General features: G+C 67.1%; 21 protein-coding genes. 11 read left to right on the top strand and 10 right to left on the bottom strand.

Annotated features, from left to right (window positions below):
* Positions 1 to 141 precede the first annotated feature (141 nt).
* A complete protein-coding gene (locus ACSGC5_RS03740) occupies positions 142 to 1,524 on the top strand; it encodes an RNA polymerase sigma factor (protein ID WP_434969267.1) in 1,383 nt (460 codons plus the stop codon).
* Entirely contained in the window at positions 1,521 to 2,219 is a 699-nt protein-coding gene (locus tag ACSGC5_RS03735; RefSeq protein WP_434969266.1) for a coenzyme F420-0:L-glutamate ligase, read from the top strand. Before ACSGC5_RS03740 ends, ACSGC5_RS03735 begins: the two co-directional genes overlap by 4 nt.
* 3 nt (positions 2,220 to 2,222) lie before the next feature.
* Here ACSGC5_RS03735 and ACSGC5_RS03730 read toward each other — a convergent pair whose 3' ends face one another.
* Positions 2,223 to 3,239 (bottom strand): sugar-transfer associated ATP-grasp domain-containing protein, encoded by a 1,017-nt coding sequence (locus tag ACSGC5_RS03730; protein ID WP_434969265.1) that lies wholly within the window; start codon positions 3,237 to 3,239, stop codon positions 2,223 to 2,225.
* Positions 3,240 to 3,455, bottom strand: coding sequence for a DUF7455 domain-containing protein (locus ACSGC5_RS03725; RefSeq protein WP_434969264.1), 216 nt, complete (start codon positions 3,453 to 3,455; stop codon positions 3,240 to 3,242).
* A gap of 165 nt (positions 3,456 to 3,620) precedes the next feature.
* Between ACSGC5_RS03725 and ACSGC5_RS03720 the strand changes: the two genes are divergently transcribed.
* Positions 3,621 to 5,693 carry a DNA gyrase/topoisomerase IV subunit B gene (locus tag ACSGC5_RS03720; protein WP_434969263.1) on the top strand — a complete coding sequence of 691 codons (2,073 nt, stop codon included), beginning with the start codon at positions 3,621 to 3,623 and terminating at the stop codon, positions 5,691 to 5,693.
* 87 nt (positions 5,694 to 5,780) lie between these two features.
* Here ACSGC5_RS03720 and ACSGC5_RS03715 read toward each other — a convergent pair whose 3' ends face one another.
* Positions 5,781 to 8,240 carry a DNA gyrase/topoisomerase IV subunit A gene (locus ACSGC5_RS03715; protein ID WP_434969262.1) on the bottom strand — a complete coding sequence of 820 codons (2,460 nt, stop codon included), beginning with the start codon at positions 8,238 to 8,240 and terminating at the stop codon, positions 5,781 to 5,783.
* Between the two features lie 72 nt (positions 8,241 to 8,312).
* Between ACSGC5_RS03715 and ACSGC5_RS03710 the strand changes: the two genes are divergently transcribed.
* Positions 8,313 to 9,434 (top strand): alkaline phosphatase family protein, encoded by a 1,122-nt coding sequence (locus ACSGC5_RS03710; protein ID WP_434969261.1) that lies wholly within the window; start codon positions 8,313 to 8,315, stop codon positions 9,432 to 9,434.
* A 3-nt stretch (positions 9,435 to 9,437) separates the two neighbouring features.
* On the opposite strand, the gene sepH is transcribed toward ACSGC5_RS03710, so the two are convergent.
* Positions 9,438 to 10,484 (bottom strand): septation protein SepH, encoded by a 1,047-nt coding sequence (sepH, locus tag ACSGC5_RS03705; protein WP_434969260.1) that lies wholly within the window; start codon positions 10,482 to 10,484, stop codon positions 9,438 to 9,440.
* Positions 10,485 to 10,703: 219 nt separating this feature from the next.
* Here sepH and ACSGC5_RS03700 point away from each other — a divergent pair, with 219 nt between their 5' ends.
* Entirely contained in the window at positions 10,704 to 10,997 is a 294-nt protein-coding gene (locus ACSGC5_RS03700; protein ID WP_228178831.1) for a DUF4193 domain-containing protein, read from the top strand.
* 28 nt (positions 10,998 to 11,025) lie between these two features.
* On the opposite strand, the gene ACSGC5_RS03695 is transcribed toward ACSGC5_RS03700, so the two are convergent.
* Positions 11,026 to 11,496 carry a DUF3093 family protein gene (locus tag ACSGC5_RS03695; RefSeq protein ID WP_434969259.1) on the bottom strand — a complete coding sequence of 157 codons (471 nt, stop codon included), beginning with the start codon at positions 11,494 to 11,496 and terminating at the stop codon, positions 11,026 to 11,028.
* Between the two features lie 24 nt (positions 11,497 to 11,520).
* On the opposite strand from ACSGC5_RS03695, the gene dut reads away from it, so the two are divergent.
* From dut to dxs, 5 genes are all read left to right on the top strand, one after another.
* A complete protein-coding gene (dut, locus tag ACSGC5_RS03690) occupies positions 11,521 to 11,991 on the top strand; it encodes a dUTP diphosphatase (protein WP_434969258.1) in 471 nt (156 codons plus the stop codon).
* A complete protein-coding gene (locus ACSGC5_RS03685) occupies positions 11,988 to 12,617 on the top strand; it encodes a DUF3710 domain-containing protein (RefSeq protein ID WP_434969257.1) in 630 nt (209 codons plus the stop codon). Before dut ends, ACSGC5_RS03685 begins: the two co-directional genes overlap by 4 nt.
* A complete protein-coding gene (locus ACSGC5_RS03680) occupies positions 12,614 to 13,369 on the top strand; it encodes a DUF3159 domain-containing protein (protein WP_434969256.1) in 756 nt (251 codons plus the stop codon). Before ACSGC5_RS03685 ends, ACSGC5_RS03680 begins: the two co-directional genes overlap by 4 nt.
* Before the next feature lie 131 nt (positions 13,370 to 13,500).
* Positions 13,501 to 16,335, top strand: coding sequence for an aconitate hydratase (locus ACSGC5_RS03675; protein WP_434969255.1), 2,835 nt, complete (start codon positions 13,501 to 13,503; stop codon positions 16,333 to 16,335).
* Between the two features lie 135 nt (positions 16,336 to 16,470).
* A complete protein-coding gene (dxs, locus tag ACSGC5_RS03670; RefSeq protein ID WP_434969254.1) occupies positions 16,471 to 18,417 on the top strand; it encodes a 1-deoxy-D-xylulose-5-phosphate synthase in 1,947 nt (648 codons plus the stop codon).
* 65 nt (positions 18,418 to 18,482) lie between these two features.
* On the opposite strand, the gene ACSGC5_RS03665 is transcribed toward dxs, so the two are convergent.
* The 4 genes from ACSGC5_RS03665 to ACSGC5_RS03650 form a co-directional block, all read right to left on the bottom strand.
* A complete protein-coding gene (locus ACSGC5_RS03665; protein WP_434969253.1) occupies positions 18,483 to 20,633 on the bottom strand; it encodes a 3-hydroxyacyl-CoA dehydrogenase NAD-binding domain-containing protein in 2,151 nt (716 codons plus the stop codon).
* 12 nt (positions 20,634 to 20,645) lie between these two features.
* Positions 20,646 to 21,851, bottom strand: a complete 1,206-nt coding sequence (locus tag ACSGC5_RS03660) for a thiolase family protein (protein ID WP_434969252.1) — start codon at positions 21,849 to 21,851, stop codon at positions 20,646 to 20,648.
* A gap of 74 nt (positions 21,852 to 21,925) precedes the next feature.
* Positions 21,926 to 23,128 carry an HRDC domain-containing protein gene (locus ACSGC5_RS03655; protein ID WP_434969251.1) on the bottom strand — a complete coding sequence of 401 codons (1,203 nt, stop codon included), beginning with the start codon at positions 23,126 to 23,128 and terminating at the stop codon, positions 21,926 to 21,928.
* On the bottom strand, positions 23,121 to 23,705 hold the full coding sequence (locus tag ACSGC5_RS03650) for a DUF3000 family protein (protein ID WP_434969250.1): 585 nt from the start codon (positions 23,703 to 23,705) through the stop codon (positions 23,121 to 23,123). Before ACSGC5_RS03650 ends, ACSGC5_RS03655 begins: the two co-directional genes overlap by 8 nt.
* 25 nt (positions 23,706 to 23,730) lie before the next feature.
* Here ACSGC5_RS03650 and ACSGC5_RS03645 point away from each other — a divergent pair, with 25 nt between their 5' ends.
* Positions 23,731 to 24,939 carry an alpha/beta hydrolase family protein gene (locus ACSGC5_RS03645; RefSeq protein WP_434969249.1) on the top strand — a complete coding sequence of 403 codons (1,209 nt, stop codon included), beginning with the start codon at positions 23,731 to 23,733 and terminating at the stop codon, positions 24,937 to 24,939.
* Here ACSGC5_RS03645 and ACSGC5_RS03640 read toward each other — a convergent pair.
* Positions 24,911 to 25,618: a dihydrofolate reductase family protein gene (locus ACSGC5_RS03640; protein WP_434969248.1), complete on the bottom strand. Its 708-nt coding sequence runs from the start codon at positions 25,616 to 25,618 to the stop codon at positions 24,911 to 24,913. The two genes, ACSGC5_RS03645 and ACSGC5_RS03640, sit on opposite strands and share 29 nt — an antisense overlap.
* Positions 25,619 to 25,730 lie beyond the last annotated feature (112 nt).

The following is a 25,730-nucleotide window of genomic DNA, read 5'->3' as shown; positions in this document are numbered from 1 at the left end:
AGCGCGGGCGGAGTATGAGACAATGGTGGTTCGACCCATTGTCACCCTGGCCGTGAGACGCCGTGGGACTTGACAAGGGTCTTACTAGCGTCCGAAACCAACAGCGCGGCAACAAGATCGCCGTGCGCTGAGAGGCGAAACGTGACCGCAAGCACGACATCCACCCGCACGCGCGCCAAGAAGGCCGAAGCGGACGAGCTGGCTCCCGAGATCGAGCGCGACGACGAGGTCGCGACGACGCCGGCCCGCAAGCGTCCGGCCGCCGCCAAGAAGCGTAGCGGCGCCGCGGGAGGCAAGGCCAACCCGAAGAAGGCAGGCGCGAAGAACTCAGACGACGAGTCGGACGAGATCGATGACGACGTCGAACTCGACGAAGCCGACATCGATAGCGACGACGACAGCACGGACGACGAATCATCCGACGCCGCGCCGTCCGACGACGCGGTCGATGCGCCCGAATCGAAGAACACCGCGGACGGCGACGACGATTCGGACGACGACGAGACGCCCGGTAAGCCTGTCTTCACCGAGCCGCTCCCGAGTGGCGCCATCGTCATCACCTCGAACGACGAGGATGACGTCCCGATCTATTCCACGCAGATCACCGGGGCCACTGCCGACCCGGTCAAGGACTACCTGAAGCAGATCGGCAAGGTTCCGCTGCTGAACGCGGCCGAAGAAGTCGAGCTGGCGATGCGCATCGAGGCGGGCTTGTTCGCCGAAGAGAAGCTGTCGAACATGAGCCCGGCCGAGAAGTCGAGCCAGCTCGGTCTGGACCTGCAGTGGATCGCGCGCGATGGTCAGCGCGCCAAGAGCCACCTGCTCGGCGCGAACCTGCGCCTGGTCGTGTCTCTCGCCAAGCGCTACACGGGCCGCGGGATGCAGTTCCTCGACCTCATCCAGGAGGGCAACCTCGGCCTCATCCGTGCCGTCGAGAAGTTCGACTATACGAAGGGCTTCAAGTTCTCCACGTACGCCACGTGGTGGATCCGTCAGGCGATCACGCGCGCCATGGCCGACCAGGCGCGCACCATCCGCATCCCGGTGCACATGGTCGAGGTCATCAACAAGCTCGCCCGCGTGCAGCGCCAGATGCTGCAGGACCTCGGTCGGGAGCCCACCCCCGAAGAACTCAGCCGCGAGCTGGACATGACTCCCGAGAAGGTCATCGAGGTGCAGAAGTACGGCCGCGAGCCGATCTCGCTGCACACCCCGCTCGGTGAGGACGGCGACAGCGAGTTCGGTGATCTCATCGAAGACACCGAGGCGGTCGTGCCGGCGGATGCCGTCGGATTCACGATGCTGCAGCGTCAGCTCGAGTCGCTGCTGGATTCCCTGTCCGAGCGTGAGGCGGGTGTCATCCGCATGCGCTTCGGGCTCGGTGACGGTCAGCCCAAGACGCTCGACCAGATCGGCGACACGTTCGGCGTGACCCGGGAACGGATCCGACAAATCGAGTCCAAGACGATGGCCAAGCTTCGCCACCCGTCGCGGTCGCAGTCGCTGCGGGACTATCTGGAATGACCGGCGTCGCCAACGAGGGCAAAGCGCTCGAAGTCGAGATCGACGGCGCGCGCTATCGGCGGATTCCGATCCGCACGCGCGTGGTGATGCCCGGCGATGACCTGGATGACATCATCCGCGAGTACGCCCTCGAGTACGCCGCAACGGGCGACACCCTGTTCGTCACCGAGAAGATCGTCGCCATCACTCAGGGGCGTTCGTTCGCCGTCGAGGACATCGAGCCGCGCAAGCTTGCGCGATTCCTGTCGCGGTACGTGACGCGAACGCCCTACGGAATCGGCCTCGGCATGCCCGAGACCATGGAGATGGCCCTGCGCGAGTGCGGCACGCCGCGCATCCTGTTCGCCGCGGCGGTCTCGGCAGTGACGAAGGCGTTCGGGCGTTCCGGCGACTTCTACCGGATCGCCGGTGACCGGGCTCGCGCGATCGACGGTCCGACAAGCGGCACGATCCCCCCGTACAACAGCGCTGTCGTGCTCGGCCCGGAGCGCCCTCGAGACGTCGCGCACCACCTGAAGGGTCTGCTCCCCGAGGGCGTTGAGGTGGCCATCGTCGATATCAACGACCTCGGCGGGAACATCCTCGGCTCGACCCTGTCGAAGGCAGAGGAGAAGACGCTGCTCGCGGTGCTGCGCGATAACCCCCTGGGCCAGGGACACCAGTCCACGCCCCTCGGTATCGTTCGCTCCGCCTGAGGGTCAGAACCCGATCGCAGCGCGGTAGCGAGGTTTGTGCCCGGTGCGGATGCCGGTGACGCTCGGCTTGTTCTCGTACACCCCGGCGGCCCAATTGCCCTCCACCAGCACCGGACCTGTCGGTGACACGACGATGTCCCAGCCGACGTACCGCACGGTGGGGACGACCCGCGCGACCTCGTCGATGAAGGCGGTCACGTCGTCGAGCATCGGCAGGACGAAGTCCGCAATGCGCTCTCCGGTGTCGGGGTGGAACTCGTGCACGTGTCCGTGTGAGTCGTAGCCGGGGCCCAGTGCCCTTCCGTGGTCGTCGAGCATCGAGTAGAACCCTCCGAAGCTCATCTGGTCGCTGACGGCACCGCGCCCGAACTTCTGGGCCATGGCGAGGATGTGTGTCCGCTCGCCGTCGAAGAACGTTGTCACTCGCGTCGTGTTGACGGTGCCCGGGCAGAACGACGCCAGCGTCGGATGCTGCGTGATGACCTCCTCGGCCAAGAGTTCGCCGCGCTCGAGCAGGCCGCGGTGAAACATCGTCCAGTCCGTCACGTCTTCGGCGTGGTAGCGGTGCACGCCGGACCCGGCTTGACCGATCGGCTCCTTCACGACAACGGTTCCGTTGCGCTCGACGAAATCGCGCAGTTCCGCCGCGTTCTCCGGCGTGATGGTCATCCACTCACGGCGAAGGAACGGAGCGAACGTCCGGTTGAACGCGATCTTGTCGTGAAAGAGAGCGCGAAAGCGAGGATCGTCGTAGCGCTGCGAGAGCTCGTTGGACACCGGGTGCGTCATGTATGTCGCGCGTTCTTCGCGATTGAGAATCGCGAAGTCATAGTCGACGTAGTCCTGGAAACCGACCTGCCGCACGCCAGCTGACCAGAGCATGTCGGCGAGGATCGCCGGAGTCCATTTGTCATGCTCCTGGGCGGTTTCGCGCGCACGCTGCCACAGGGCCCGGATGTCTATGCGCCGGGCACGCGCAGCCCGATAGCGCATCCGCGTCCGCGGATCGAGCGAAGCCATTCAGTCAGCGCTGAGGCGGTGGGTCTCGTCGTGCCAGCTCGTGGCCACCTCGCGGAGCTTCTCTTCGTAGCGACGTCCGTGGTGTGCGCAGAACAGCAATTCGCTACCGTTGACCTCGGCGGCGATGTAGGCCTGAGCTCCGCACGAGTCGCAGCGGTCGGCGGCGGTCAGACGGCTCTCGATGACGTCGATTTCTGCGGGGGAAACGGTAGCCATGGTCATGCCTCCTCGGTGCGTCACTCCTGGCGGTGTCATGACATACAACCACGGGGATGTTTCGGGTATGCCGTGAACGGGTCACATTTCGCTGAGCGCGTACGACGCTCGGGGCCGCCGCGTGGCTCCCGGCGGTGGGGTGCGGGCGACGTAGTCTGAACGATTGTGACCGCCGAATACTCCGCCCATCACCTCCAGGTGCTCGAGGGACTGGAGGCCGTCCGCAAGCGCCCCGGGATGTACATCGGATCCACCGACTCTCGGGGCCTGATGCATTGCTTGTGGGAGATCATCGACAACTCGGTCGATGAGGCTCTCGCCGGTCACGGCTCGACGATCGAGATCGTGCTGCACGCCGACGGGAGCGTCGAGGTGCGCGATCGCGCGCGCGGCATCCCCGTTGACATCGAACCGCGCACCGGATTGTCGGGCGTCGAGGTCGTCTTCACGAAACTCCACGCGGGCGGGAAGTTCGGTTCCGGCTCGTACAGCGCATCCGGTGGCTTGCACGGCGTCGGGGCATCCGTCGTGAACGCATTGTCGGAGCGCCTCGATGTCGAGGTCGACCGGGGCGGCAAGACGTGGGCGATGTCCTTCCACCGCGGTGAACCGGGGGAGTTCGCGGGCCCGTCACCGGATGCGGCGTTCACGCCCTTCGAGAAGAGCTCGACGCTGCGCGTGGTCGGCAAGACCCCCAAGGGGGTGACCGGAACGCGCATCCGCTACTGGGCCGACCGTCAGATCTTCACTCGTGACGCCGCGTTCTCACTCGAGGATCTGCAACAGCGTGCCCGGCAGACCGCGTTCCTCGTTCCGGGGCTGGCCATCACGATCACCGACGAGCGTGATCCCGAGGCGCCCGTGACAACGGAGTACCGTTTCGACGGCGGCATCTCGGAGTTCGCGGAGTTCCTCGCCCCGGACGCGGCAGTGACCGATACGTGGCGACTGCAGGGCACCGGGACATTCACCGAGACCGTGCCGGTTCTGCAGTCATCCGGCGCCATGGTGCCGACCGAACTCGAACGGTCGTGCGAGGTCGACGTCGCGGTGCGTTGGGGCACCGGATACGAGACCACGATGCGCTCATTCGTGAACATCATCGCGACGCCGAAGGGCGGAACGCACCAGCAGGGTTTCGAGGCAGGCGTGATGAAGGTCATCCGCGCGCAGGTGGAGCAGAACGCGCGCCGCCTGAAAGTCGGCAATGACAAGCTCGACAAGGACGACATTCTCGCGGGCTTGACTGTCGTGCTCACCGTGCGGGTGCCCGAACCGCAGTTCGAGGGCCAGACCAAAGAGGTGCTCGGGACACCGGCAGTTCGCCAGATCGTCTCGAACGTCGTCGCACGCGAGTTGACCGCGAGGTTCACGTCGTCCAAGCGAGACGACAAGGCGCAGACCTCGCAGCTGCTGGAGAAGGTCGTCGCCGAGATGAAGGCGCGGATATCCGCTCGCGCCCACAAGGAGACGCAGCGGCGCAAGAACGCCCTGGAATCGTCGTCGCTTCCTGCCAAACTCGTGGACTGCCGCTCCAACGATGTCGGGGACTCAGAGCTGTTCATCGTCGAGGGCGACTCGGCGCTGGGCACCGCCAAGCTCGCGCGAAACAGCGAATATCAGGCGTTGCTCCCGATCCGCGGAAAGATCCTCAACGTGCAGAAGGCGTCGATCAGCGACATGCTCTCGAACGCGGAGTGCGCGTCGATCATCCAGGTGATCGGCGCCGGCTCAGGACGATCCTTCGACATCAGCACCGCGCGTTACGGCAAGGTCATTCTGATGAGTGATGCCGACGTGGACGGTGCCCACATCCGAACACTGCTGCTCACGCTGTTCTTCCGCTACATGCGCCCGCTCATCGAGGAAGGCCGGGTGTTTGCCGCGGTGCCGCCGCTTCACCGCGTGGTGGTGCGCCACCCGGGTGCGAAACCGAACGAGACGATCTACACCTACAGCGAGGCGGAGCTGCACGCGCTGCTGAGCCGACTGACGAAGGCCGGCCGTACCTGGCAGGAACCCATCCAGCGCTACAAGGGTCTCGGAGAGATGGACGCGGAGCAGCTGGCCACGACCACGATGGATCGCGCTGGCCGTACCCTGCGGCGCGTGCGGGTGCAGGATGCCGAGTCCGCCGCATCCGTGTTCGAACTGCTCATGGGCAACGACGTCGCGCCGCGGCGTGAGTTCCTGATCGATTCCGCCGATCGGCTTGCTCGCGAGCGCATCGACGCCTGAGCGCGGTTGCTGAGCGCGGTCGCTGAGCGCGTTGCTGAGTGTCTCTGATCGCCGTCACTGGTCGGGTCCTGAGCGCCAGCCCGGTCGTCATCGCACGACGGTGCCGATCGCGGTGACACCCGCCTCGAGCGCGACGCCGGATGCGTCACGCTTGGCGCCCGCGGGGGGAAGTGTTCGCGGAGCACCGTCTTGTGCCACCGCCCGCGGATCGGAGCCCGCCCATGCCAGCACCAATCGATCCTCGCCCTTGAGGAAGCGATGTGCCCGGACGCCGCCGGTCGCACGCCCCTTCGGAGGAAACTCTGTGAGCGCGGAGACCTTTCCGGAACTGGCGTCGGCACCTGCCAGAGCCCCGGCGCTTCCGGCCACGGTCACCACGACGGCATCACCTGTCTGCGACGCCGGGACCACCGAGAAGCCGATGACGCTGGCGCCGGAGGCGAGCCGGATGCCTGCCATGCCACCTGCGGCACGTCCCTGCGTCCGCACCGTGCCGGCGTCGAACCGCAGCAGCTGTGCGTCATCGGTGACGAACAGCAGTTCGGCGTCATCCGGTGCCAGCGCTCCGCCGACGACCACGTCACCGGGCTTGAGCGCGATGATCTCAATCTCATCGCGGGCAGCGATCTCGGTGGGCAGGACCCGCTTGACGACGCCTTGAGCGGTACCCAGGGCGAGCGGGATCGTGCCCTCGAGCGGGACGAGAGCGACGACGTGCTCGCCGCCTGACAGTCCGAGGTACTGATCTGCCCGGGTTCCGGCTGCCAGATGCACGGCGTTGCCCGGCACGGACGGGAGGTCGACGGGGGTGAACCGGACGAGCCGCCCGCGGGTGGTGAGCGCGCCGAGGTGTCCGCGGGTGGTGGCGTCTCCGACGCTTCGAATCGCGTCGTGCTTCGATCGGCGGGTGGGCGAGACGATTCCTTGGCCGGGCGCGCCCTCGTCCAGGTCAGCGCGGACCATACGCCCGGTTGCCGAGAGGAAGACACGGCATGGGGTGTCGGCGATCTGTAGATCGACCGGCTTCTTCGAACTCGACCGCGGTGTGACCGGACCGCCGTTGAGCAGGAGAGTGCGGCGCGGCGTCCCGAACGCTTCGGCGGCGGCATCCAGCTCCGTCGCCACCTGTGCGCGGATCAGGCGATCGCTCGCAAGCAACGCCTCGAGCTCGGCGATCTCCGCCTTGAGCGCGTCGCGCTCCTGCTCGAGTTCGATGCGGGAGAACCGCGTGAGTCGCCGCAGTCGCAGCTCGAGGATGTACTCCGCCTGGGGCTGCGAAAGGTCGAAGACCTCCATCAGGCGAGTACGCGCCTGCTCGCCGTCGTCGGAGCCGCGGATCACCTGGATGACCTCGTCGATGTCGACGATGGCGATCAGCAGGCCCTCGACCAGGTGCAGCCGCTCACGCCGCTTGCCGAGTCGGTGCCGACTGCGCCGCGTCACGACCTCGATTCGGTGACCGACGTAGACCTCGAGCATCTCCTTGAGCCCGAGCGTCTGCGGTTGCCCCTCGACGAGAGCGACGTTGTTGATGCCGAAGGAGTCTTCGAGCGGTGTGAGACGGTACAGCTGTTCGAGGACCGCATTCGGATCGAAGCCCGTCTTGATACCGATGACCAGCTGCAGACCGCGGTGACGATCCGTCAGGTCAGTGACGTCGGCGATTCCCTGCAGCTTCTTCGAAGTGACGGCATCCTTGATCTTCTCGATGACGCGCTCGGGCCCCACGAGGTAGGGCAGCTCGGTGACGACGAGCCCTGTCCGCCGTGGCCCGAGGGACTCGATCGACACCTTTGCGCGGGTGCGGACGGAGCCGCGGCCTTTCGTGTAGGCATCCTTGACGCCCTCGAGGCCGACGATGATGCCCCCGGACGGGAAGTCGGGCCCGGGGACGAACTCCATGAGGTCCTCGACGCTCGCGTCGGGGTGTTCGAGCAGATGCACGGCAGCCGCGACCACTTCGATGAGGTTGTGCGGTGCCATGTTGGTGGCCATGCCCACGGCGATCCCCGAGGCTCCGTTGACCAGGAGGTTCGGGAACGCGGCGGGAAGAACGGCGGGCTGTTGAAACTGCCCGTCGTAGTTCGGGATGAAGTCGACGACGTCCTCGTCGAGGTTCTCCGTCAGCGCGAGCGCCGGCGCAGCGAGCCGCGCCTCGGTGTATCGGGGCGCCGCCGGCCCGTCGTCGAGGGAGCCGAAGTTGCCGTGGCCGTCCACAAGGGGCACGCGCAGGGAGAACGGCTGTGCCAGACGCACAAGCGCGTCGTAGATCGCGGCGTCGCCGTGGGGGTGAAGCTTCCCCATCACCTCGCCGACCACGCGCGAGCTCTTGACATGGCCGCGATCGGGGCGAAGCCCCATGTCAGCCATTTGGAAGAGAATGCGGCGCTGCACGGGCTTCAGGCCGTCACGCGCATCCGGCAACGCGCGCGAGTAGATGACCGAGTAGGCGTACTCGAGGAACGAGCCCTGCATTTCGGCCGCGACGTCGACATCCTCGATCCGCTCGGTGACCTCGGCGGGTGTGGTGGGACGGGAAGACGGCATGACGAAACCTCGAGCGCTCGGATGGACGCACCTCGGCCCCCCGCGAAAGGGGCGCGTGGGAGACTGGCTTGGATGCCGATCACACTACCTGCGCACTCGCCGAGAACCCGGAGCCTCACCGGCGTCGTCCCTGAGATGTTCCGGTCACTGCAGGGCGCAGGCGACTGGCTCCGCCCCGCGCGAAGCGCCATCCTTGTGATGCTCGACGGGGTGGGAGCGGCGCAGCTGCGCGCGCGTGCGGGACACGCACGGTTCCTTGCGAGCCTTGCCGGTCCGCGTGAGATCGCCCGCACGACCTTTCCCTCGACGACGGCCAGTGCGCTCACGACGCTGCTGACCGGCACCGATCCCGGAGCGCATGGCATGGTCGGATACCGCGTCCGTGTGCCGGAAACGGGCCGCATCGCGAATCTGCTCCACGGGTGGGAGGACGGCGACCTGCCGGATGACTGGCAGCGCGCCGTGCCGCTCACCCGGTCGCCGTCCGGGACGGGGTCCGCGTACGTCGTTTCGAAGCCGGACTTCGCGACGACGGGCTTCACCCGCGGCACGACCGACGGCGCCGAGTTCATCGGGGTTTCCGACGTCGGGGAACGGATCGCGCGGGCTGGTGCCGTCGCCGCGCAGCATCCGGGGAGCTTCATCTACCTCTATGTCCCCGAGCTCGACGGAATCGGGCATCGCGTCGGCTGGGAGTCGGCGGCCTGGACCGATGAGCTGGAGCGCGTGGACGGGGCGCTGCGTGACCTCGTACGCGCAGCGCCTCAGGCGGGTGTCCTGATCACCGCGGATCACGGCATGGTCGATGTCTCGGCGCACCGTCACGTGCTCCTCGACGACGGAGACGCCCGGTTGGAGGGCGTCGCGCAGATCGCGGGGGAGCCCCGAATGCTGCACCTCTACACCCATCCCCAGTCTGCGGATGCGGTGGCGGGAGTGTGGCGTGCGGCCGAGGGGGAGCGAGCCTGGGTCATGACCCGCGGCGAAGCGATCGCGTCGGGCGTGTTCGGGACCGTCGACGAGAGCGTGGCGCCACGGATCGGCGATGTGCTCATCGCCGCCAGGGCGCGCGTCGCATACTACGACAACCGCCTCGCCGACACATCAGCGCAACGCATGGTTGGCCAGCACGGATCGCTGACCCTCGACGAAGCGGTCGTGCCGCTTCTTCGCGCGGGCGCCTACGCCGGCTGACGCCTACTCATCGGATCGGGCACCGAAGACGATCTCATCCCAGGTCGGAAGAGATGACCGACCACGTCGACGCGACGATGAAAGCTGAGTGGCCTCGAGGTCAGCAGGCTCTTCTTCCGCCACGGGTGCGGGCGGCGTCGTTGTCTCGTCATAGCCCGGCTCGAGCGCGTCGAACAGCGCAACTGGCGCGCGTTCGGCATCCTCGGCCGCGGCGTCCGGAGCCGCTTCCCGCTGTCCGCGCCGGCGACGCAGGGCTTCGAGAAGATCGGCGGTCTCGGGAGAGGTCGTCACGACGGGGTCTGCGGCGCGCTTTGTCGCAGCCTCCCGGACGGCGGCGCTCGCCCGTTCGGGTGTGCGCTCGGCGGGACGCTCGTTCTCCCGTGCCTGCTCGTCGTCCCGGCGCGGTCCGAACGCACCGGAATCGAAGCGCGAATCGTCTTTGGACGGCGACGGGTCCAGCGCGCGAAGCCGGGGGATGAGGCCCTCCGGCAGCGCTCCCTGCCTCGACAGCTGGGTCGCGTCCGCGTTGAGCGGAGACAGCGTCGTGCGGCGGGGGTCAAAGCTCCACCGCGCGTCGCGCTCGACCTCGCCGGTTCGGAATTCGAGCTTGATCACCCAGCCGGTCGTGTCCTTCCAGCTGCTCCACCGTTCGGCGACTGCGCCTGCCTCGGCGAGCTTGGCGCGAACGGCGGCGCCGAATGTGGACTCACCGTCGGGTTCCAGCTCCGCGGACACGAGCACGGGGACAGCGAGCGCCTGGGCGAGCACGTGCTCACGTTCAGCGAGCACGGGGCCCTCGAACCGGCGCACGTCCTCGACTCGCGCACCGAGAAGCTCGGCGACTTCCTCGGCGCTGAGGCCGGCGCGAATCTGGGTCTGGATGTCACGCGGACTGGGCCTGGCCGCGGTGGCGTCGGCATCGCGCGCACGGCGTGCCCGGCGCACCTCGAATGCCAGCGCGTCATCGAGCGCGAGCGTGAACCTGTCGCCCGACTCCGTGGCGAGGATGAGCTGATCGTCTTCCGTCGCGATGACTTTGAGCTGTTCCATCCCCCACTCCTTCCGTGCCGCTTCGGCGTGTCGGCCCCATGCTGACACACCGGCCGGCTGCCCAAGGGAATATCCGTCGCGCGCCGTCGGTTTCGTTCACGTCGGCGCACGGTGCGAGCATTTGCGAAATCCGCATCCGTCGTGCAAACTATCGCCGCCCACCGCGGCCCCGCAGCACCGCACCACAGCATCACGTAACGGAAGTAGAGATCCCCAGGAATGGCCACCGACTACGACGCCCCCCGCAAGAGCGACGACGACAGCGAGTCCATCGAGGCGCTCAAGGAGCGGGTCCCCGACAAGATGTCGGGTTCGGTCGACGTCGATGACTCGGACAACCCGTCCGGCTTCGAATTGCCCGGCGCGGATCTCTCCGACCTCGAACTCGACGTCGTCGTGCTGCCCCCGCAGCAGGACGAGTTCACCTGCGCGAGCTGCTTCCTGGTGAAGCACCGGTCACAGGTCGACCACGAAGAGGCCGTGGGGATCATCTGCAAGGAGTGCGCGGCCTGACCGAAGGTCGCGCCCCGGTACGGGCTCTCTAGTGGGGCGATCTCGCATATCGGATCGCGGCCGCGAGCCGGTCCGGCGTCCGACTTGAGATGACCCATGCGCGCGCGGGATCGTCGGGGTCGACAACGGGAACGACGACAACACCGTCGATGCCTCCGCGGATCAGGTGCCACGCCGTTGCATCCAAGCCGGGCCCGCGTGCCAGCCTCGCGTCTTCGCCCGTGAGGGCGACGGGTTCACCCAGGAAGTGTGCGGCGATCCACGCACGGCCCGCGCGCACGCGTCCGTCAGAAACGCGGACTACGGGACTCAGCCACACCAGAACGGCGATCGCCAGAATCCCGACCGCGGCCCCGACGATGAGCGCGACTGTCGTGTCGATGGGAGCCAGAACGAGCGCGGCCATCGGGGCGAGGACCGCCGCCGAGACGATCACCCACAATGACGGCCCCAACCGTTCCTGGTAGACAGCTGCGGTCTGGACTCTCGTGGTCGCCATCGTGTTCTGCACTACCCTCGTTGCGTGACCCCATCCGTGGACATCCCCATTATCGCCGCCCACCTGCCGACATACAGCCACCCCGGTGACGCGGGCGCGGATCTGATCGCCGCGGAGGCCGTTCGCCTTGAGCCGGGGGAGCGGGCGCTGGTGGGCACGGGCGTGCGTATCGCGCTGCCCGAGGGGTACGCGGCGTTCGTCGTACCGCGCAGCGGGCTCGCGGCCAAGCACGGCATCACAGTTGTCAACGCGCCCGGCACTGTCGATGCCGGTTACCGCGGTGAGATCAAGGTGTGTCTGCTCAACACTGACTCGCGTGACGCGTATGAGATCGCCGTCGGGGACCGCATCGCGCAGATGATCGTGATGCCCGTGACCGTCGCGCGGTTCGTCCCCGTGGAGCAGCTGCCCGAGAGTGTGCGCGGTGAGGGCGGTTTCGGCTCGACCGGTTACGTCGGCGGTACCGTTGACGGCATGGAACGGAGTGCGCAATGACGGAGCAGATCGACGGTCAGGCCGCCGAAGGGGCAGCAGACGGCGCCGAGAAGGATGCCAAGTCCGCTCCGGCCGACCGTGAGCAGTCGGGGCCTTTCGACGAAGCTGAGGCCCGCGCCGTTCGCCCCTACATCGACCTCGGCGCGGTCAAGATCCTGCCGCGGGAGGGGTTGAACCTGCGCCTGGAGGTGGAGGAACAGACCAAGCGCATCGTCGCTGTCGGTCTCGACTACGCCGGCTCGACCCTTCAGGTCCAGGCGTTCGCGGCTCCTCGGTCGACGGGCCTGTGGAACGAGACCCGGGAGCAGATCCGAGCTCAGATCCGCCAGCAGGGCGGGCGCGTCGAGGAGCGCCAGGGTGCGCTCGGACCGGAGCTGCTGGCCGAGGTGCCGGTCATCGCCGGCACGGATCCCTCGGCAGGAACGCGCATCGCGCGTTTCGTGGGTGTCGACGGACCTCGGTGGTTCCTGCGCGGGGTCATCGGCGGTGCGGCGGCGACGGACATCGATGCTGCCGCTCAGGTCGAAGACCTCTTCCGCTCGATCGTCGTCGTACGGGGCACGACACCCATGCCCCCTCGTGACCTGATTCCGCTGCGGATGCCGGCCACACCGGGCAACGCGTGAACACCGGCGGCGAACGCGAACAGGCCCCGGCGCACGAACCGGGCAGTGCTCAGCCGGTCTCCGGCGACGAGCAGCCCCGAGTCTCGGATGCCGTGAGCGCCGCTCTCGGCGAGGCTGCGCGTCGGGCAGGCCTGGATCCGGCGCAGGACGTGACCGCGCGGCGCGCGGTATGGGCCGCCATCGGAGGCTGGCGCGGCATCCTCGAGTCGGTGCTGCCGAGCCTCGCGTTCCTCGTGCTCTACACGCTCACTAGTGAGCTGCTGCTCGCGCTGGGGGTGTCTGTCGGATTGGCAGTCGTGTTCACGGCCGTGCGCCTCATCGCCCGTTCTTCCGTCAACGCCGCGCTCGGGGGATTGATCGCTGCCGCGGCCGCCGCGGCGCTTGCTCTGTGGACCGGCCGGGCCGAGGACAATTTCGTCCTCGGTTTCATCACCAACGGGGTGTACGGATCGGCGTTCCTGGTGTCGGCTCTGGTCGGTTGGTCACTCATCGGCCTTGCCGTGGGCTTCCTCATGGGGGAGGGGACGGCATGGAGACGCGATCCGCGCAAGCGCCGGGTCTTCTTCTGGCTCGCGATCGCGTGGGCGGCGCTGTTCGCGGCTCGTCTGATCGTCCAATTGCCGTTCTACTTCGCCGGGGACGTGACCGCGCTCGGGACGACGAAGCTGCTGATGGGCATCCCGCTGTTCGCGCCCCTCATCGCGGTCACCTGGCTCGTCGTGCGCGTGCTGTATCCGAGTCGGACCGAGTGATAGGATTTATCTCGACGTCAAGATACTTTTCTCTCCCAGGCGAGTAAGGCTCACCTTGCTGGCAGGCCTTGGGGGGGACGAACAAGATGGGGAGCGCACGGCTGCCCGCCTCCGCCGACGAAGGAGCACACATGTCCACCGTTGACAGCTTCGGTGCCAAGAGCACACTGACAGTCGGGGAGACCGACTACGAGATTTTCCGGATCGACTCCGTCGCCGGATACGAGAAGCTTCCGTTCAGCCTCAAGGTTCTTCTGGAGAACCTGCTGCGCACCGAAGACGGTGCGAACGTCACGAAGGAACAGATCGAAGCACTCGGTTCCTGGGACCCGAACGCGGAGCCCGACACCGAGATCCAGTTCACGCCGGCGCGCGTCGTGATGCAGGACTTCACCGGAGTTCCCTGCATCGTCGACCTGGCCACCATGCGCGAGGCCGTTGCCGAACTCGGCGGCGACCCGGCGAAGATCAATCCTCTCTCGCCTGCGGAGATGGTGATCGACCACTCCGTCATCGCCGACCTGTTCGGTACGCCGAACGCGCTCGAGCGTAATGTCGAGATTGAGTACGAGCGCAACGGCGAGCGGTACCAGTTCCTGCGCTGGGGGCAGACGGCGTTCGACGACTTCAAGGTGGTTCCTCCCGGCACCGGCATCGTGCACCAGGTGAACATCGAGCACCTGGCCAAGGTCGTATACGACCGCGAGGTCGGTGGCGTCCTTCGCGCCTACCCCGACACCTGCGTCGGCACCGACTCGCACACCACGATGGTCAACGGCCTCGGCGTTCTTGGCTGGGGAGTCGGCGGTATCGAGGCCGAGGCCGCGATGCTCGGCCAGCCCGTGTCGATGCTCATCCCGCGCGTCGTGGGATTCAAGCTCACCGGTTCGATCCCGGCGGGCGTAACGGCAACCGACGTTGTTCTGACGATCACAGACATGCTCCGCAAGCACGGCGTTGTCGGAAAGTTCGTCGAGTTCTACGGTGAGGGCGTCGCATCGGTGCCGCTTGCCAATCGCGCGACGATCGGCAACATGAGCCCCGAGTTCGGCTCCACTGCGGCGATGTTCCCGATCGATGACGTGACGCTCGAGTACCTCCGGCTCACGGGCCGGGACGAGCAGACCGTCGCGCTCGTCGAGGCATACGCGAAGCTGCAGGCGATGTGGCACGACCCCGCGCGGGAGCTCGTCTTCAGCGAGTACATGGAGCTCGATCTGGGTACGGTCGTGCCGTCCATCGCGGGCCCGAAGCGCCCGCAGGACCGCATCCTGCTGTCGGAGGCGAAGGCCCAGTTCCAGAAAGACATTCTGAACTACGCCACGCCGACGTCGTCCGAGTCGATCGTCGACCTCGAGTCCCAGGGTTCGTTCCCGGCATCCGACCCGGGCGGCGAGCCCGGCGACGAGGACAGCCACACGCACGAGGTCCTCATCTCGTCCGGTGGCCCGGAGGCCGCATCCAAGCCGGTCAAGGTGACGACCCCGGAAGGTCAGAGCTACGTTCTGGACAATGGCGCCGTGACGCTCGCGGCGATCACATCGTGCACCAACACGTCGAACCCCTCCGTCATGCTCGCTGCCGGTCTGCTTGCGAAGAAGGCTGTCGAGAAGGGTCTGACGCGTAAGCCGTGGGTCAAGACGACCCTGGGACCCGGCTCAAAGGTGGTCACCGACTACTACGAATCCTCTGGCCTGGACAAGTCGCTCGAGGCGCTCGGCTTCTACACCGTCGGTTACGGCTGCACCATCTGTATCGGCAACTCCGGTCCGCTGATCGAAGAAGTCTCGACCGCGATCAACGACCACGACCTCGCGGTGACGGCAGTCCTGTCCGGCAACCGGAACTTCGAAGGCCGGATCAGCCCCGACGTGAAGATGAACTACCTCGCTTCGCCTCCGCTCGTCGTCGCGTACGCCCTCGCCGGCTCCATGAACTTCGACTTCGAGACAGATCCGCTCGGCAAGGACAAGGACGGAAACGATGTCTTCCTGAAGGACATCTGGCCGACCACCGAGGAAGTGCAGTCCGTGATCGATTCCTCGATCTCACGGGAGCAGTTCATCAAGCAGTATGCGACCGTGTTCGACGGCGACGAGCGTTGGCGCAGTCTTCCGACGCCGGATGCCGCCCAGTTCGAGTGGGACCCGAACTCGACCTACGTGCGCAAGGCGCCGTACTTCGACGGCATGAAGATGGAGCTGACCCCGGTCTCCGACATCCGCGGCGCGCGCGTCATGGCCACGCTCGGCGACTCGGTCACGACGGACCACATCAGCCCCGCCGGGAACATCAAGGCGGGCACCCCCGCCGCCCAGTACCTGACCGAGCACGGCGTCGCGCAGAAGGACTTCAACTCCTACGGGTCCCGGCGTGGAAATCACGAAGTGATGATTCGCGGAACCTTCGCGAACATCCGACTCAAGAACGAGTTGGTGGCGGCCGTCAACGACGGCCAGATCGTCGAGGGCGGCTACACCCGCGACTTCACCAAGCCGGGCGGGCCGCAGTCCTACATCTACGACGCCTGCATGAACTATCAGGCTCAGGGGATCCCGCTCGTCGTCCTCGGCGGCAAGGAATACGGGTCGGGGTCGTCGCGCGACTGGGCGGCCAAGGGCACCAATCTCCTCGGCGTGAAGGCCGTCATCACCGAGAGCTTCGAGCGCATCCACCGCTCCAACCTCATCGGGATGGGAGTTGTGCCGCTGCAGTTCCCGGCCGGCGAGAGCTGGAAGTCGCTCGGGCTGGACGGCACCGAGATCATCAGCATCACCGGCCTCGAGCAGCTCAATGAGGGCGTGACGCCCAAGACGGTGCACGTGACCGCGGAGCCGAGCGAGTTCTCCCCGGAGGGCAAACAGACGATCGAGTTCGACGCCATCGTACGGATCGACACGCCGGGAGAAGCGGACTACTACCGCAACGGCGGGATCCTCCAGTACGTGCTGCGGTCGCTCGTCTGACGCTGCGCCCCCGCGATCGCGCCAGGCGTGCGGGGCGGAATCGAAACACCGTGGTGCTCGATCCCGCCCCGCAGCCGGTCGATAGACTTGCCAGACGTCATCGGATGTGCGGTGGCGGCCGACGGGAGGAGTGAGATGGCTCTGCTGCCCACGATCCGCTCGCCGCGGGATCTGGATGCTCTGACGACAGACCAGCTTGCAGATCTCGCCGCAGAGGTGCGCGCGTTCCTCATCGAGAACGTCGCCCGCACGGGCGGTCATCTGGGTCCGAACCTGGGTGTCGTCGAGTTGACGATCGCGCTTCACCGCGTCTTCTCGTCGCCGGATGACCCCATCATCTTCGACACCGGACACCAGTCGTACGTGCATAAGCTGCTCACGGGTCGGCAGGACTTCTCGCACCTGCGCAGTCGCGATGGCCTTGCCGGCTATCCGCAGCGATCGGAGAGCGAGCACGACGTCGTCGAGTCCTCCCACGCGTCGAGTTCGCTCAGCTGGGCGGATGGCATCTCCCGGGCCTTCGCGCGCACCGGGCGTCGCGACCGGCATGTTGTGGCAGTGGTGGGGGACGGCTCCCTCACAGGTGGCATGACGTGGGAAGCGCTCAACAACATCTCCGACGACAATGACCGCAACCTGGTGATCGTCGTCAACGACAATGGCCGCTCGTACGCGCCGACCATCGGCGGCATGGCGCGCTACCTGAACCGCGTGCGCACGGCATCCAGCTACGAGACGCTCCGTCGCCGCTCCGACCGCCTCTCGAGCCGGCTCGGCCCCGCCGCTCGCGCCTTCTACCGGGGAGTACGCGGGGGGACGCGCGGCTTCCTCTCGCGCTTCACCAACAACGAGGCTCTCTACTCGAATCTCGACATCAAGTACCTTGGACCGGTCGACGGCCACGACCTGCCGATGCTGCTCGAGACCTTGGAGCTCGCGAAGGAGCACGGCGCACCGGTGATCGTGCACGCGATCACCGAGAAGGGCCGCGGCTACGAACCTGCCCTCCGCGACGTGGCCGATCAGTTCCACGCGGTGGGGCGCATCGACCCTGTATCGGGCGAACCGGTCGGCGGATCCTCGTCACCGGCCTGGACTGATGTCTTCGCGAACGAGCTCGTCGAGGTCGGCGCGGAGCGGGAGGATGTCATCGCGATCACCGCGGCGATGCTGCGGCCGACCGGACTGCAGCCGTTTGCCGAGCGATTCCCGCAGCGGGTCTACGACGTCGGCATCGCGGAGCAGCACGCCGCGGCGTCGGCTGCCGGTCTCGCCTTCGGCGGTCTGCACCCCGTCGTGGCGATCTACGCGACCTTCATGAATCGCGCCTTCGATCAGGTCATGATGGACGTCGCGCTCCACCGGGCCGGCGTCACGTTCGTCCTGGACCGCGCGGGCGTCACCGGCCCCGACGGTCCGAGCCATCACGGCGTGTGGGATCTCGCGATGCTGCAGCTCGTACCCGGCATCCGTATTGCGGCGCCCCGCGACGCGGACCGACTGCGCGAGGAGTTCCGCGAAGCTGTCGCGGTGTCGGATGCGCCGACTGTCGTGCGCTTTCCCAAAGGCGCGGTGCTTCCCGACCTTCCCGCACTCGAACGTCTCCCCGACGGTGTCGACGTGCTCGCGCGCGGCGGGGCCGAGGATGTTCTGCTCGTCGGGATCGGTCCCATGGCGCACATCGCGATGGACGTCGCGAGCAGGCTGCGCGCGCAGGGGATCGGCGCGACCGTCGTCGACCCCCGTTGGGTCATTCCGGTGCAACCCTCCATCGTTGACCTGGCCGCCGCCCACCGTCTGGTGATCACTCTCGAAGACGGCATCCGCGTCGGCGGCATCGGGACCCGAGTACGTCAGGTGCTTCGCGAAGCCGGCGTCGACACCGCGGTGGACGAGCTCGGCCTGCCTGACGAGTTCATCCCGCACGCGAGCCGGGAGCAGATCCTTGAGGATGCGGGACTTGTGGCGAGCAAGATCGCGCAGGATGTCGTCTCTCAGGTCCTCGGCACCAGGATTCCGATCGCACGTCGCGCCGAGAACGGCGCCGATCTGATCGCGGAACTCACGCGCGGGCGCGAGTAGCCGGGCTGACGGCACAGAGGAGGGGTCCGGACGCCACATCCGCGCCCCTGCTCTGTGCGTGACGGTCAGCTGGCGGACGCAATTCCCCGGATCGGGGGTTCGTGGAAGGTGCCGCCGAAGACGCGCTGGGACGCACCCTCGCGATCGAGGTACGGTGACGCGCCGCCGTCGATGAACGGCCAGCCCGCGCCGAGAATGAGGCACAGATCGATGTCTTCGACCTCGGGTACGACGCCCTCATCGAGCATGATCCGAATCTCCTGCGCAAGGCCGTCCTGGACGCGGCGAAGGATCTCGTCCTCGGCCGCGGGCGCTGTGCCCACTGCCGGCTTGAGGAGCTTCTCAGCGGCCTTCGTCCAGCCGGTGACCTTTCCGTTCTTGTCCTTCTCGACGACGTCCGGCAGTTCGGCCAGTTCGTGGAAGTTGGCGTTGGCGTAGAACCGGTCCGGGAAGGCTGTCGCCATCGTGTCCTGCACGTGTGCAGCGACCTTCCACCCGACCAGGTCGATGAGCTGGAACGGCGTCATCGGCAGTCCGAGAGGACCGAAGGCCTTCTCGACGCTCAACAGCGGCGTGCCCTCGTAGACGGCGCGAGCTGCCTCTCCCATGACCTTCGCGAGGAGACGGTTGACGACGAAACCGGGGGCATCAGCGGTGAGCACGGCGTTCTTGCCGAGACCCTTCGCCACGACGAAGGCGGTGGACAGTGCAGCCTCGTCGGTGCGGGGGGTCTTCACGATCTCGATAAGCGGCATGACCGCAACCGGGTTGAAGAAGTGGAAGCCGACGAGCCGCTCGGGGTGTGCGAGCTTCGCTCCGATCTCCTCGACCGACAGCGACGAGGTGTTCGTCGCGAGGATCGCGTCCTCCGCGACGATCTGCTCGATCTCGCCGAACACCTGCTGCTTCACGCCGACCTCTTCGAACACGGCCTCGATCACGAAGTCGCAATCGGCATACTCGCTCTTGTCGGTCGTCCCGTGGATCAGCGCGCGGAGGCGGTTCGCTCCGTCAGCGTCGAGGCGGCCCTTCTGTTCGAGCTTGGCGATCTCCTCGCGAATGTAGCTGAGACCCTTGTCGACGCGCGCCTGGTCGAGGTCTGTGATGAGCACCGGGACCTGGAGCTTTCGGACGAACAGCAGCGCGAATTGGCTCGCCATGAGGCCGGCGCCGATGATGCCGACCTTCTGCACCTTCTTGGCCAGCGCCTTGTCGGGCGCACCGACGGGGCGCTTGGCGCGCTTCTGGACGAGATCGAAGGCGTACATGGATGCGGCGAACTGGTCGCCGGTGATGAGATCGGTCAGCGCCTCATCCTCGCGGGCGAAGCCCTCTGCCCTCGTGCCGCTCTTGGCCTTGTCGAGCAGGTCGAGCGCGACGTACGGCGAGCGGGGAACGGTCCCGATTCGGTTCTCGAGCATTCCCCGGGCCATCTTGATCGCGATGGGCCACTTCGTCAGCCGCTCGATCTTGCCCGGCTCGTTCTTGCGCTCCACCTTGATCCTGCCGGAGAGAACGCCATCGGCCCAGCGCAGCGAGTCCTCGAGGTAGTTCGCGGCGGGGAAGATGGCATCCACGATGCCCAGGTCGAAGGCCTGCTGCGGCTTGAGCACGCGGTTCTGCTTCAGCGGATTGGAAATGACCACTTCCAGCGCGTTCTCAATGCCGATCAGGTTGGGGAGCAGATAGGCCCCGCCCCATCCCGGGATGAGTCCGAGGAAGACCTCGGGCAAGGCGATGGCAGCGGCGGACGCATCCACGGTGCGGTAGGTGGAGTTCAAGGCGATCTCGAGGCCACCCCCGAGTGCGAGCCCGTTGACGAACGCGAACGATGGCACGCCGAGGCTCGACAGCTTCCCGAGAACCTGGTGCCCCCGCTGCGCGACCAGCTTCGCGATCTCTTTCGAGGGCACTCGGGAGACATCGCTGAGGTCGGCACCCGCGGCGAGGATGTACTGCTTCCCGGTCACTCCGACGGCGTGGATCTCGCCGGCAGCGGCGCGCGCGGTGAGTGCGTCGAGTGTCTCTCCGAGCTCTTTCAGCGTTGCCGGTCCAAGGGTGTTGGGGCGAGTGTGGTCTCGCCCGTTGTCGAGGGTGATGAGGGCGAGGACCCTGCCCGAACCAAGGCGCACGTCGGTCACGCGCGAATGCGTGATGACCTCGCCGTCGGTCAGCGCGTCCAGGGGCGAGAAGTCGATCTCGTCATAGTTGGTCATGTCGACGAACACCTACTTCTTCTTCTTGCCGGTGTAGTGCGGGTTCTCCCAGACGACGGAGCCTCCCTGACCGAGGCCCACGCACATGGCGGTCAAGCCGTAGCGGACGTCCGGGCGTTCAGCGAACTGCGCAGCGAGCTGAATCATCAGGCGAACGCCGGACGCCGCCAACGGATGCCCGAGCGCGATCGCTCCGCCCCATTGGTTGACCCGGGGGTCGTCATCCGCGATACCGAAGTGGTCGAGCAGCGACAGCACCTGCACGGCGAACGCCTCGTTCAGTTCGAACAAGCCGATGTCATCGATCGTCAGGCCTGCCTTCTGCAGCGCCTTCTCAGTCGAGGGGATGGGACCGATGCCCATGATCTCTGGCTGTACGCCTGCGAAGGCGAACGACACAAGTCGCATCTTCGGTGCGAGCCCGAGCTGGCGCACCGCGTCACCACTGGCCAACAGCCCCATCGTCGCGCCGTCCGTGAGCGGCGAGGACGTACCGGCGGTCACCCGACCGTGCGGTCGGAACGGGGTCTTCAACGCGGCGAGGCCTTCCATGGTCGTCTCGGGTCGACGGCCTTCGTCTTCGGTCGCGAGCCCCCACGCGCCCTCGGCGTTCCGGATCGCCACGGGGACGAGGTCGGGCTGGATCTTCCCGGCGTCGTACGCCGCCTGAGCCTTCTGCTGGCTGAGCATGCCGAAGCGGTCGGCGCGCTCCTTCGTGAGCTGCGGGAATCGGTCGTGCAACCGCTCGGCGGTCACTCCCATGTTCAGCGCGCCCGGGTCGACCATTTTCTCGGCGACGAATCGAGGATTCGGGTCCGCATTCGAGCCGATCGGGTGCCGACCCATGTGCTCCACGCCGCCGGCGATCGCGAGGTCGTACATCCCGAAGCCGATCGATCCAGCCATCGTGGTCACGCTCGTCATCGCGCCCGCGCACATCCGGTCGATGGCGAAGCCGGGGACGGTCATCGGCAGGCCGGCGAGGATCGCGGCTGACCTGCCGAGGGTGAGGCCCTGGTCTCCTGTCTGTGACGTCGCGGCGATGGCCACGTCATCGATGCGGTCCTTCGGGACCTCAGGGTTGCGTTCCATCAGCCCGATGATCGCCTTGACCGCGAGGTCATCGGCGCGGGTGTTCCAGTACATGCCCTTCTCGCCCGCGCGCCCGAATGGGGTCCGCATACCGTCGACGAAGAAGACGTCCGACATTTCGGCCACTCTGCCTCCAAAGAATTGGGAATGAGGCCAGCCTAAGAGGGGGCCAAATCCAGGGGGAATCGCTTGGGTCGAACCTACGAACCGCTCTCCGACGCCTCTGTCGGAGCTTGCTCGGATTCCACAAAGGCTTGGGCGATCACCTGTGCAGTCTGCTCAATCTGCCACGGCCGCGCTCCCAGTGCAGCGAGCGCCTGCCCGATCGTCTCCGGATCGACTGGGGCCGGAGGTGACCACGCGACGCGTCGGAGCAGCTCCGGGGTGAGCAGGTTCTCGACGGGCATCGCCAGGCTCGTTGCACGTTCGTCGACACGGGGCTTCGCGGCCTTGAGCCGCGCGTCAGCTTCGGGAGCGCGGTCCGCCCAGGCGCGAACCGGCGGGATCGGATCAGTGCCCCGCACGCGGTCGGGTGGCAGCTCGGTGGCTGCTCGGCCTGCCTCGAACGCGGCCCACCAGCGGTCGAGTTCCGAGCGGCTGGCCCGTCCGGTGAACGCCTTGACCGCCGCCAACTGCTGCTTGCTCTGCGGGTCGGCGAGAATGGCAGCGACGAGTGCTCGGTCGGGCACGAGTCGGCCCGGGGCCACATCCTGAGCGATCGCAAGCTCCTCGCGCGCCAGCCACAGGGCACGGGCGATGGCGAGCCCTCGCCGGCCCTTCACCGTGTGCAGACCGCTCAGGCGCCGCCACGGATCCTCCCGGGGCGGCTTGGGCTCGCGGGTGAGGACCGCGGCGAACTCTTGTGCAGCGAAGTCCGTCTTGCCCGCATCAGCGAGTTGCCCGGCGAGGATGTCGCGAACATCGATCAAGTACTCGACGTCGTGTGCGGCATACTCGAGCCACTCCTGAGGGAGCGGCCGGGTCGACCAATCGGATGCCGAATGCGCCTTGGCCAGCGTGATCCCCAGGGTCTCTTCGACGACAGCGCCGAGTCCTACGCGCTCGCGACCGAGCAGTCTCGAGGCCAGTTCGGTGTCGAACAGCGACGGGGGCTCCAACCCGAGCTCGCGAAGCGAGGGGAGGTCTTGGCTGGCCGCGTGGAACACCCATTCCACGCGTCCTATCGCGTGCTGCAGCGAGGAGAAGCCACCACCGATCGCTGGCGGGTCGATGAGGATGACGCCTGTGCCCCGGCGAAACAGCTGAATGAGGTACGCCCGCTGGGAGTAGCGGAAGCCGGAGGCTCGCTCGACGTCGACTGCCACGGGCCCCTCGCCATCTGTGAGGCGTGCGGCTGCTGCCTCCAGACCCGCGGCATCCGTGATCACGGTGTATTCAGCCACGGCTCACCCGGCGCGAGGTGACTGTCGCGATCTGCTCCGACCCCGGAGGCAGACCGGCGAGCATGCAGACCAGTTCCGCCCAGGCTTCGACGTGCGCTCCGAGGTTTGCCGTCGGTGTCCACGACGCACGTAGCTCGATCTGTGCGCCGTCCCCTTCGGCGGCGAGCGTGCCGAACCCCTTGGAGAGGGTCTTGGTCGCGGTTCCCGAGGGGGAGTGATAGGTCGCCGTGTGCGCCTGCAGGGCGTCCGTGAGCCACGACCAGGTCACGTCTGCCAGGAGGGCATCCATGCCGATCTCAGGTTCGAGAGGAGCCTGCGCGAAGCACACGATGCGCCACGATCCGTTCCACTGCGCGGGCTCGTCCGCGTCGTGGAGCAGGATGAATCGGCCCGTTCCGTACGCTGACTCGTCGCCGGAGGCGTCGGCCCGCACATCCGCAGCCAGGGCGAGCGCCTCGGGGGCCAGACCCGACGGTGCCGGGATCTCGCGGACCGTGAGGTCGTCACGGAAGGTGGTCGCGCGGATCGTCGCGGCCACGTCCTCGAACGCTACCCCCGATAGAAGGTCTCCGGTCACCCCGACAGACTAGAGTGAGGACTCCATGGTCGAGTCCAGGCGCGCCGCCACCACACCGTACGCCGTCATCGTCAGAACGGCTCTTGCGGTGATCTCGGCATCCCTCGGCGCCGTCCTCGCGCTGTGGGGTGCGATCGCGGTGCGGATGGCCAGGCGTGTCGTCACTCCGGCTGCCCGCGTCCCGGATTGCCGCATCCTCGAGCTGGACACGTCATCGCAGACGATCACCCTCACTCGAACGCCGGACACTGAACTCGCCGGCCGTTACGGCCTGTTCACGGCGGGCACAGAGGGGTACCTCAAGCTCGGGTCGGTGCTCTCGGAGACGTCGGTAGCGGTCAAGCGCAAACTCCTCACTCATGTCGGCCCACAGTCCCGGATCGTGCGTGACGCCGCGTTCAGCGGCTGGTACTACCAGCGACCCGAGGAGCTTCATCTTCCCTTCACGCCCGAGTTGGTCGGTTCTGCCCTCGGCCCGTGCCCCGCGTGGCTGTTCCCCGCCGGCGACGGCGACGTGTGGGTGATCCAGGTTCACGGGCGCGGCGCAGCACGCGCCGAGTGTCTTCGTGCTGTTCCGGTGTTTCACGCGCTCGGCATCACCTCGCTCGTGGTCTCGTACCGCAATGACGGCGAGGCGCCGCGCAGCAGGTCCGGCCGGTACATGCTGGGAGCCACCGAGTGGCGCGACGTGGACGCAGCGCTCGGGTTCGCGCGGCGCCGGGGTGCGAAGCGCGTCATCGTGATGGGCTGGTCGATGGGGGGAGCGATCTCGTTGCAGTTGGCGCTGAACTCCGCCCACCGCGATCTCATCGTCGGGCTTATCCTCGACTCGCCCGTCGTCGACTGGCGCATCGTGCTCGACTATCAGGCCCGGCTCGTGAAGCTGCCCGCACCCGTGACCCGCTTGGCGATCACAATCCTCGGCGCCGATTGGGCGACAGCGCTCACCGGAGCGGGAGCGGCCATCCCTTTCCGTCGCCTCGATGTGCTGGCTCGGTCGGCAGAGCTGCATCATCCGATCCTGATCCTCCACAGCGACGACGACGGATTCGTCCCCTCAGACGCCTCACACGACCTCGTGGTCGCGCGCCCCGACATCGTCGAACTCGACGTGTTCAGTGTGGCCCGTCACACGAAGCTCTGGAATTACGACCAGGAACGCTGGACCAGTCGGATCACCCGGTGGCTGACCGAGCGTGGCTTCGTCACCGAGACCGCAACCGAAGATAGGTGAAGCCCGCCTCGTCAACGAGGTGACCGGCGATCTCCGTGCCGGCGGACTCGACCAGGGCGATGAACGGATGATCGGCCGGTGTGAGAGCCGGAGCGATCGTGACGCAGTATTCGTCGATCACGCCCGCACGTGCGAACTGCCCCGCCAGCGAGGGCCCTCCTTCGCACACGAGTCGGCGCAGCCCACGCTCGCGCAGCACATCGACGACCGCCTGAGGCGCGAGGTCCTCGTCACGCAGCCCGATCACGTCGGCGGGCAGGTGCGCCACCGCGGTCTGCACGTCGTGCGTGCGCGACGCGGGACACAGCACCAGCAGGCGGTCTCGTACGCCGTCGGGTACACGCAGTCCCTCGAGCGATCCCGAACGTGTCACGACCGCCAGTACGGCAGAACGGGGGAGGAGGTAGCCTTCCGCGCGGACGGTCTGGGCGCCGACCACAACCGCGTCTGCCGCCGCCCGGATGGCTCCCAGGATGAGGCGATCGGCGCCGCCGGTGAGGGTCTCGCTGGTCCCGTCACCGCCGACGGCAGCCCCGGTGATCGACGCGATCATGTTCAGACGGACGCTGCTTTCCGAGACGGATGCGTACCGCTGGTCGATCCACGCGCGCGCGGCGTCCCGGTCGGCGTCGATGTCGATCGCCGCGAGTGTTCGGGGAGCGAGCTCGGTCACGAGCACGGTCGTCTCCTCTCCTGTCTCAGCACGGGTCGCCTCCCTCCGGATGGCGACCGTCGGGTCGATCTCCCGCGTAAAGTAGGAGCGTCCTCCCCCCCTGACTCTAGGCGGCACG

Origin of the sequence: Microbacterium sp. bgisy207 (genome assembly GCF_965345035.1) — a bacterium.
Taxonomy (GTDB): Bacteria; Actinomycetota; Actinomycetes; order Actinomycetales; family Microbacteriaceae; genus Microbacterium.
Note: the sequence above shows the minus strand (reverse complement) of the source record. Positions and strands in the feature narration are given on the sequence as shown.

What these genes read in the sequence shown, in the direction of transcription:
- ACSGC5_RS03730 (WP_434969265.1), bottom strand. Translation starts at nt 3,239, where the DNA reads ATGGCTTCGCTCGATCCGCGGACGCGGATGCGCTATCGGGCTGCGCGT.
- ACSGC5_RS03735 (WP_434969266.1), top strand. Translation starts at nt 1,521, where the DNA reads ATGACCGGCGTCGCCAACGAGGGCAAAGCGCTCGAAGTCGAGATCGAC.
- ACSGC5_RS03715 (WP_434969262.1), bottom strand. Translation starts at nt 8,240, where the DNA reads ATGCCGTCTTCCCGTCCCACCACACCCGCCGAGGTCACCGAGCGGATC.
- dxs (WP_434969254.1), top strand. Translation starts at nt 16,471, where the DNA reads ATGGCTCTGCTGCCCACGATCCGCTCGCCGCGGGATCTGGATGCTCTG.
- ACSGC5_RS03695 (WP_434969259.1), bottom strand. Translation starts at nt 11,496, where the DNA reads ATGGCGACCACGAGAGTCCAGACCGCAGCTGTCTACCAGGAACGGTTG.
- ACSGC5_RS03725 (WP_434969264.1), bottom strand. Translation starts at nt 3,455, where the DNA reads ATGGCTACCGTTTCCCCCGCAGAAATCGACGTCATCGAGAGCCGTCTG.
- ACSGC5_RS03685 (WP_434969257.1), top strand. Translation starts at nt 11,988, where the DNA reads ATGACGGAGCAGATCGACGGTCAGGCCGCCGAAGGGGCAGCAGACGGC.
- ACSGC5_RS03675 (WP_434969255.1), top strand. Translation starts at nt 13,501, where the DNA reads ATGTCCACCGTTGACAGCTTCGGTGCCAAGAGCACACTGACAGTCGGG.
- ACSGC5_RS03700 (WP_228178831.1), top strand. Translation starts at nt 10,704, where the DNA reads ATGGCCACCGACTACGACGCCCCCCGCAAGAGCGACGACGACAGCGAG.
- ACSGC5_RS03645 (WP_434969249.1), top strand. Translation starts at nt 23,731, where the DNA reads ATGGTCGAGTCCAGGCGCGCCGCCACCACACCGTACGCCGTCATCGTC.
- ACSGC5_RS03710 (WP_434969261.1), top strand. Translation starts at nt 8,313, where the DNA reads ATGCCGATCACACTACCTGCGCACTCGCCGAGAACCCGGAGCCTCACC.
- ACSGC5_RS03665 (WP_434969253.1), bottom strand. Translation starts at nt 20,633, where the DNA reads ATGACCAACTATGACGAGATCGACTTCTCGCCCCTGGACGCGCTGACC.
- sepH (WP_434969260.1), bottom strand. Translation starts at nt 10,484, where the DNA reads ATGGAACAGCTCAAAGTCATCGCGACGGAAGACGATCAGCTCATCCTC.